Below are 6,445 nucleotides of genomic sequence, written 5' to 3' on the forward strand. Positions count from 1 at the left end.
AATTTATGCCGGATTTTGCAAACTTTAGGTCGAAATCCGGCTATTATTATATGTAAAAGATCTATTATTTTTGTGGTAATAAATACTATTGCCATGAAATATTCTTTTGTAACGATTTTATTTTTAGCCTTGTCCTTACAATTAGGCTATGGGCAGAATCAGATTTTGCCTGTCCCGTCTAACCAGCCCAGTCCGGCACAACAGAAACAGATTGCTCGGAAGTATGGGATGTTTATTCATTTTGGTATTAATACATTCCATGATCAGGAATGGACGGATGGCTCAAAGCCGGCTTCTTCTTATTGCCCTACAGCTATCGATGCCGATCAATGGATCAAAACAGCTAAAGATGCCGGCATGAAATATGTCATATTGGTAGCCAAACATCATGAAGGCTTCTGTCTTTGGGATAGCAAATATACCGAATATGATGTGGCTAATTCGAGGAATAAAACGAACGTGATAGAAGAGGTAGCCAAGGCTTGTAAAAAATATGATATAGGCCTGGGCTTGTATTATTCATTGTGGGACCGTAAGGTGAATGCAGATGTAAAGGATAAAAGTCTGGATGCAGCCTACAACGAATATATGATTAAACAACTGAATGAGCTGATCGATATTGTACAGGCATATACTCATATCGTCGAGTTCTGGTTTGACGGGGGATGGGAGAAAGAACATGAGCGCTGGCCTGCAAAAGAGATATATCAGACAATCAAATCAAGGGAACCGGAATGTCAGATCGGTATAAACTGGACAATCGGCCTGCCTGAAAATCCGGATGCTCATCCCGTATTACCGGAAAATCAGAAAGAAGGTTATCCGATCCGTTATTTCCCGAGTGACTTCCGTTTGGGTGATCCGTACCTGCCCGCCGATAATGATCCCAAACTCTTCTTGCATGACAGCAAATTATATTATATGCCGTGGGAATCTACTATCTGTATAAGCGAACGTTGGTTCTACAATACAACTGATAAAAAGTATAAGACGGTAGAAGAGTTAGCCGGTCTGTACCACCAGTGTACAAAGAACGACAATATCCTGATCCTGAACTGCCCGCCCAACCGGGAAGGAAAGATACGGGATGCCGATGTTACATTGTTAAAGGAACTGCGGAAAAAGATTCAAATGTAGAAATAATAGCACCGACCGGTTTCTGTGAAACAAAAGGAACACAGTTGTGATATGCATTACTTTGCACTTATAAATTGCCTCTTAGTGATTGTACATATCTTTGTTATAAAAATCTAATATTTTGATCTGGGCATTATAGGCGGTTTGTGCCGGACTGTCGGGGTTTAATTCGATAGCCATGAGGTAGTTGTTGAGTGCCTGGCGAATATCGCCCATCTTGCGGTATACGTTTCCGCGCAGATAATACGCTTCATCGTCTGAATCATTTTTTTTGATGTACTCGTCCAACAAATGGAGTGCTTCGTCTGTTTTATTATCGTTGATAAATTGTCTGATAGTTTCCATATTAAAATAATGTGATATTTTACGGACAAAGATAATTCTGAAGACGTTACATACATAATAATCACGGTTTAAAAAACTGTTTTTTTGTTACTGATGTACGGTTACGTTAATTATTTGTGTATGTTTGCACTCGATTTCTAAAAAGTGAAAAGTGATTATGCAAAAGAATCTGGTAATAGTGGAGTCACCCGCCAAGGCAAAAACCATTGAGAAATTCCTCGGAAAAGATTTCAAGGTCATGTCGAGTTACGGGCACATCCGCGATTTGAAGACAAAAGAATTTAGTATAGACGTAGAACACGATTATGCTCCGCAGTACGTGATCCCGGCAGATAAGAAGAAGCTGGTTTCCGAATTGAAATCCGAAGCGAAGTCTGCCGAACAGGTATGGCTCGCATCCGATGAGGACCGCGAGGGAGAAGCTATATCCTGGCATCTGTACGAAGTTTGGGATTAAAACCGGAAAATACAAAACGTATTGTTTTCCATGAAATTACCAAGAATGCTATTTTGCATGCGATTGAAACACCGCGCGATATTAATATCGATCTGGTAAATGCCCAGCAGGCACGTCGTGTATTAGACCGTATCGTGGGGTTTGAACTGTCTCCTATCTTATGGAGAAAGGTAAAGCCGGCTTTGTCTGCCGGACGTGTGCAGTCGGTAGCTGTCCGCCTGATCGTGGAACGTGAACGCGAGATCAACGAATTTGTGTCGGAAGCCGCTTACCGTGTCATTGCCAATTTCATACTTCCTGACGGAACAACGATCCTGAAAGCGGAGTTGAGCAAGCGTCTGAAGGATAAAAAAGAGGTGATGGAGTTTTTGGAATCCTGCAAAGCAGCCTCTTTCTCTATTGACGAGATCACTAAGAAACCGGTAAAGAAATCACCTGCACCTCCTTTTACCACATCCACTTTGCAACAGGAAGCCGCCCGCAAACTGGGTTATTCTGTTTCTCAAACCATGATGATTGCACAGCGTTTGTATGAATCGGGATTGATCACTTATATGCGTACCGACTCGGTCAACCTGAGTGACCTGGCATTGGGTACGGCTAAGGAAGCTATTCTGGATACTTACGGGGAGAAATATTATAAATTCCGCCAGTATCATACAAAGAGTAAAGGTGCGCAGGAAGCGCATGAAGCGATCCGCCCTACTTATATCAGTAATACGGAAATCAGCGGATCGGCGCAGGAAAAGAAATTATATGAATTGATCCGTAAACGGACGATTGCGTCACAGATGGCTGATGCTGAACTGGAGCGTACGACAATCTCTGTTTGCATCAATAATAAGAAAGAAAAATTCGTGGCTGTCGGTGAAGTGATCACTTTCGACGGTTTCCTTCAGGTATATCGTGAAAGTTACGATGACGAAAACGAAAAGGAACAGGAGAACGGTTTATTGCCGCCGGTTGAGTTGCATGAAGTGTTGACACTGAACGATATTGTGGCTACGGAACGTTTTACGCAACGTCCTCCGCGTTATACGGAAGCCAGTCTGGTTCGCCGCCTGGAAGAATTGGGTATCGGACGTCCTTCTACCTATGCTCCGACTATTCAGACGATACAGAATCGTGAGTATGTGATTAAAGGAGATAAGGAAGGGGTAGAGCGTATTTATAGCGTGATCACACTTGCCAAAGATAAGATAAAGGAAGCTGACAAGAAAGAGATTGTAGGTGCCGACCGTAATAAGTTGATGCCGACCGATATCGGTACTGTCGTGAACGACTTTTTGATGACTTATTTCCCGGATGTGTTGGATTATAACTTTACAGCCAGTGTGGAAAAAGAATTCGATGCTGTTGCTGAAGGAGAAATGGTTTGGACGGAAGCGATCGATAAGTTTTATAAGCTGTTTCATCCGATCGTAGAAGAGACGGCTGCCATAAAGACGGAACATAAAGTGGGAGAACGCCAGTTAGGTGTGGACCCGAAGAGTGGAAATCCTGTATTTGTAAAGATCGGCCGTTATGGTCCGGTCGTACAGATCGGACAGGCTCATCCGGATGATAAGGAAGCGCCGAAACCTCAGTTCGCTACATTGATGAAGGGGCAGTCTATTGAAACGATTACACTGGAAGAGGCACTGAAGTTATTTGATCTTCCCCGTACCATCGGTGAATATGAAGGAAAAGATATGGTTGCAGCCGTAGGCCGGTTCGGACCGTTCATCCGTCATGACGGCAAGTTTATCTCTATCCCGAAAGATCTGAATCCGCTTTCCATCACCGCGGAAGAAGCGATCGAACTGATTGATGAGAAACGGAAAAAAGATGAACAGCGTTATCTGAAGAAGTTTGACGAGGACCCTGAACTGGAGATCCTGAATGGACGTTATGGTCCTTACATTACGTATAAGAAAGCCAATTACCGGATACCGAAGACGGTTACCCAGCCGGAAAAACTGACTTATGAAGAATGTATGAAGATCATAACCGAAGCAGCGGAGAAACCTGCTACACCGAAAAAGCGGACAACCAAGAAGAAAGCATAAGTAGGTAGCTCTTCCGGGAATAACACTTACGGAAAATTATAGACATCGTCCCCGGGTGGGACAGCGCTTGCAGAAAATTATAAGCGTTGTTCCCCCCGGGGATTGCATTTACAGAAAATTATAAGCGCCATCCCCAGAGAGGACAGCGCTTACAGAAAATTATAAGACTTATTCCCGCTTTGGACAGGGCATTTTCCTTTACATTCTTTCCGGAACTTCGATGCCCAGTAACGACATGCCTGATTTTACGACTTTGGCAACATTTTCAGATAATACCAGACGGAATTGTTTGATTTCCGGATTCTCTTCACGGAGGATAGAGAAGTCGTGGTAGAACTGGTTGTATTCTTTTACCAGGTCGTAAATGTAATTGGCAATATAAGCCGGGCTGTATTCTTTCCCTGCTTCTTTAACTGTTACAGCGTAATCGGCAATCATCTGGACTAACCCTTCTTCTTTTTCAGAGATGGGAGTATTGGCCGGCAATTGTTTCGGTAATACGATGCCTTGTTCAGTAGCTTTTCGTAAAACAGAACGGATACGTGCATATGTATATTGTATGAATGGTCCTGTATTTCCGTTAAAATCGATAGACTCTTTCGGGTTGAAGGTCATATTTTTGCGCGGATCGACTTTTAAGATGAAGTATTTCAGAGAACCTAATCCGACAATGCGGGAAATATTGGCAGCTTCTTCCGGAGTCATTTCATCCAGTTTACCCAGTTCCTGCGAAATTTCATGAGCAGTACCGATCATTTCTTCCATCAGGTCGTCTGCATCGACAACCGTACCTTCACGGCTCTTCATCTTGCCTTCCGGAAGTTCTACCATTCCGTAAGAGAAGTGCACCAGACCTTTTCCGAATTCAAAGCCCAGTTTATCCAGTAAGATGGAAAGAACCTGGAAATGATAGTTCTGTTCGTTTCCGACTACATAGATCATTTTATTGATCGGATAATCGTCGAAGCGTAACTTGGCTGTACCGATATCCTGTGTCATATATACGGAAGTGCCGTCGGCACGGAGCAGTAGCTTTTCGTCCAGTCCGTCCTTGGTCAGATCGGCCCATACGGAACCGTCTTCGCGGCGGTAGAAGATACCTTTTTCAAGACCTTCCATCACTTTGCCTTTACCTTCCAGGTAGGTTTGTGATTCGTAATAGATCTTGTCGAAGTCTACGCCCATCATCTTATAGGTTTCATCAAAACCGGCATATACCCAACTGTTCATTTTCTCCCATAAAGCACGGACTTCAGCGTCGCCGGCTTCCCATTTGCGGAGCATTTCGCGGGCTTCGGCCATCAAGGTCGACTGCGCTTCTGCCTCTTCTTTGGTCAGGCCCTTTTCTTCCAGTTCTTTTAACTCCTGTTTGTAATGTTTGTCAAACAATACATAGAAATCACCGATCAGGTGGTCACCTTTCTTTCCGGATGATTCGGGAGTAACGCCCTCGCCCCATTTCTGCCAGGCAAGCATGGATTTACAGATATGGATACCGCGGTCATTAACAATATTGGTCTTGACTACTTTGTTACCGTTGGCTTTCATGATCTCAGACAAGCTGTAACCCAACAGGTTGTTACGTACGTGACCCAGGTGTAACGGCTTGTTTGTATTGGGTGAAGAATATTCGATCATCACCAGCGGAGATTGTTCCGTAACGGGAACTATTCCGTATGAAGGTTGCTCATTGATCGTGTTCAGCAAGTCGATCCAGCACGGGCCGGCAACAGTCAGGTTCAGAAATCCTTTGATTACATTGAACTCAGATACGGCCGGTTCGTTTTTCTGCAAATATTCGCCGATTTCCTGTGCTGTTTGTTCCGGCGATTTCTTCGATGCACGAAGGAATGGGAATACAACCAGGGTAAGATGTCCTTTAAACTCTTTTTTTGTCTTCTGTAACTGTATCTGGGCGGCAGGAACTTCTGCTCCGTACAGTTCTTTTATGCCGGCAATGATCGCACCGGTAATCTGCTGTTCAATAACCATATTCTTACTTCTATATATTCGGATTTTATTTTGCCTGCAAAGGTACATGATTATTTTCTAAAAACCTGCGTCCGGCTATTCCGAATTAGTAGTTTGCCTGTCCTTTGCCGTATCCTCCAAAAGAGAGGAAATCGGGTTTACATATTTGTTGATAATATTTACAAATCGTACGGTATGAGTGTGTTTGTTTTTCACTTTTTGCAAATAAAGTTGAATTGCTTAACGCTTGTTTCGAAAAGTGTAAGCGATTTGTGCTTTCCCTTTGAAATGGGTAGTGATGGAGAGTGTTAATGCATAATATCAGAAACAACAATAGAATAGTAATTTGTTTGAGAAAAACGATCTTTGTAACTGAAAGAAAGAGTGTTATTTGGGAAATAATAGAGAAAGAAAAGAGTGAAACGAGTATTTAGTATCGAAAGAACTTATAATTGTTTCTACATATGTAATTTGGGATAGTTTATAA

Annotated in this window: 3 protein-coding genes and 1 pseudogene; 2 read left to right on the plus strand and 2 right to left on the minus strand. The window is 43.0% G+C overall.

The features are described from left to right. The first annotated feature begins 93 nt into the window (after positions 1-93). Complete coding sequence (locus DXA15_RS16900; RefSeq protein WP_128134799.1) at positions 94-1,137, plus strand: alpha-L-fucosidase; 1,044 nt, start codon at positions 94-96, stop codon at positions 1,135-1,137. Positions 1,138-1,218: 81 nt separating this feature from the next. Here DXA15_RS16900 and DXA15_RS16905 read toward each other — a convergent pair whose 3' ends face one another. Beyond that, positions 1,219-1,482: a tetratricopeptide repeat protein gene (locus DXA15_RS16905; RefSeq protein ID WP_128134800.1), complete on the minus strand. Its 264-nt coding sequence runs from the start codon at positions 1,480-1,482 to the stop codon at positions 1,219-1,221. Between the two features lie 157 nt (positions 1,483-1,639). On the opposite strand from DXA15_RS16905, the pseudogene topA reads away from it, so the two are divergent. Continuing rightward, positions 1,640-3,987: pseudogene (topA, locus tag DXA15_RS16910) on the plus strand (type I DNA topoisomerase). Between the two features lie 198 nt (positions 3,988-4,185). On the opposite strand, the gene argS reads toward topA, so the two are convergent. Continuing rightward, positions 4,186-5,979 carry an arginine--tRNA ligase gene (gene argS / locus DXA15_RS16915; RefSeq protein WP_128134801.1) on the minus strand — a complete coding sequence of 598 codons (1,794 nt, stop codon included), beginning with the start codon at positions 5,977-5,979 and terminating at the stop codon, positions 4,186-4,188. Between the last annotated feature and the right edge of the window lie 466 nt (positions 5,980-6,445).

Origin of the sequence: Parabacteroides sp. AM58-2XD (genome assembly GCF_003463685.1) — a bacterium.
In the GTDB taxonomy this organism is placed as follows: Bacteria; Bacteroidota; Bacteroidia; order Bacteroidales; family Tannerellaceae; genus Parabacteroides; species Parabacteroides segnis.

What these genes read in the sequence shown, in the direction of transcription:
- DXA15_RS16900 (WP_128134799.1), top strand. Translation starts at nt 94, where the DNA reads ATGAAATATTCTTTTGTAACGATTTTATTTTTAGCCTTGTCCTTACAA.
- DXA15_RS16905 (WP_128134800.1), bottom strand. Translation starts at nt 1,482, where the DNA reads ATGGAAACTATCAGACAATTTATCAACGATAATAAAACAGACGAAGCA.
- argS (WP_128134801.1), bottom strand. Translation starts at nt 5,979, where the DNA reads ATGGTTATTGAACAGCAGATTACCGGTGCGATCATTGCCGGCATAAAA.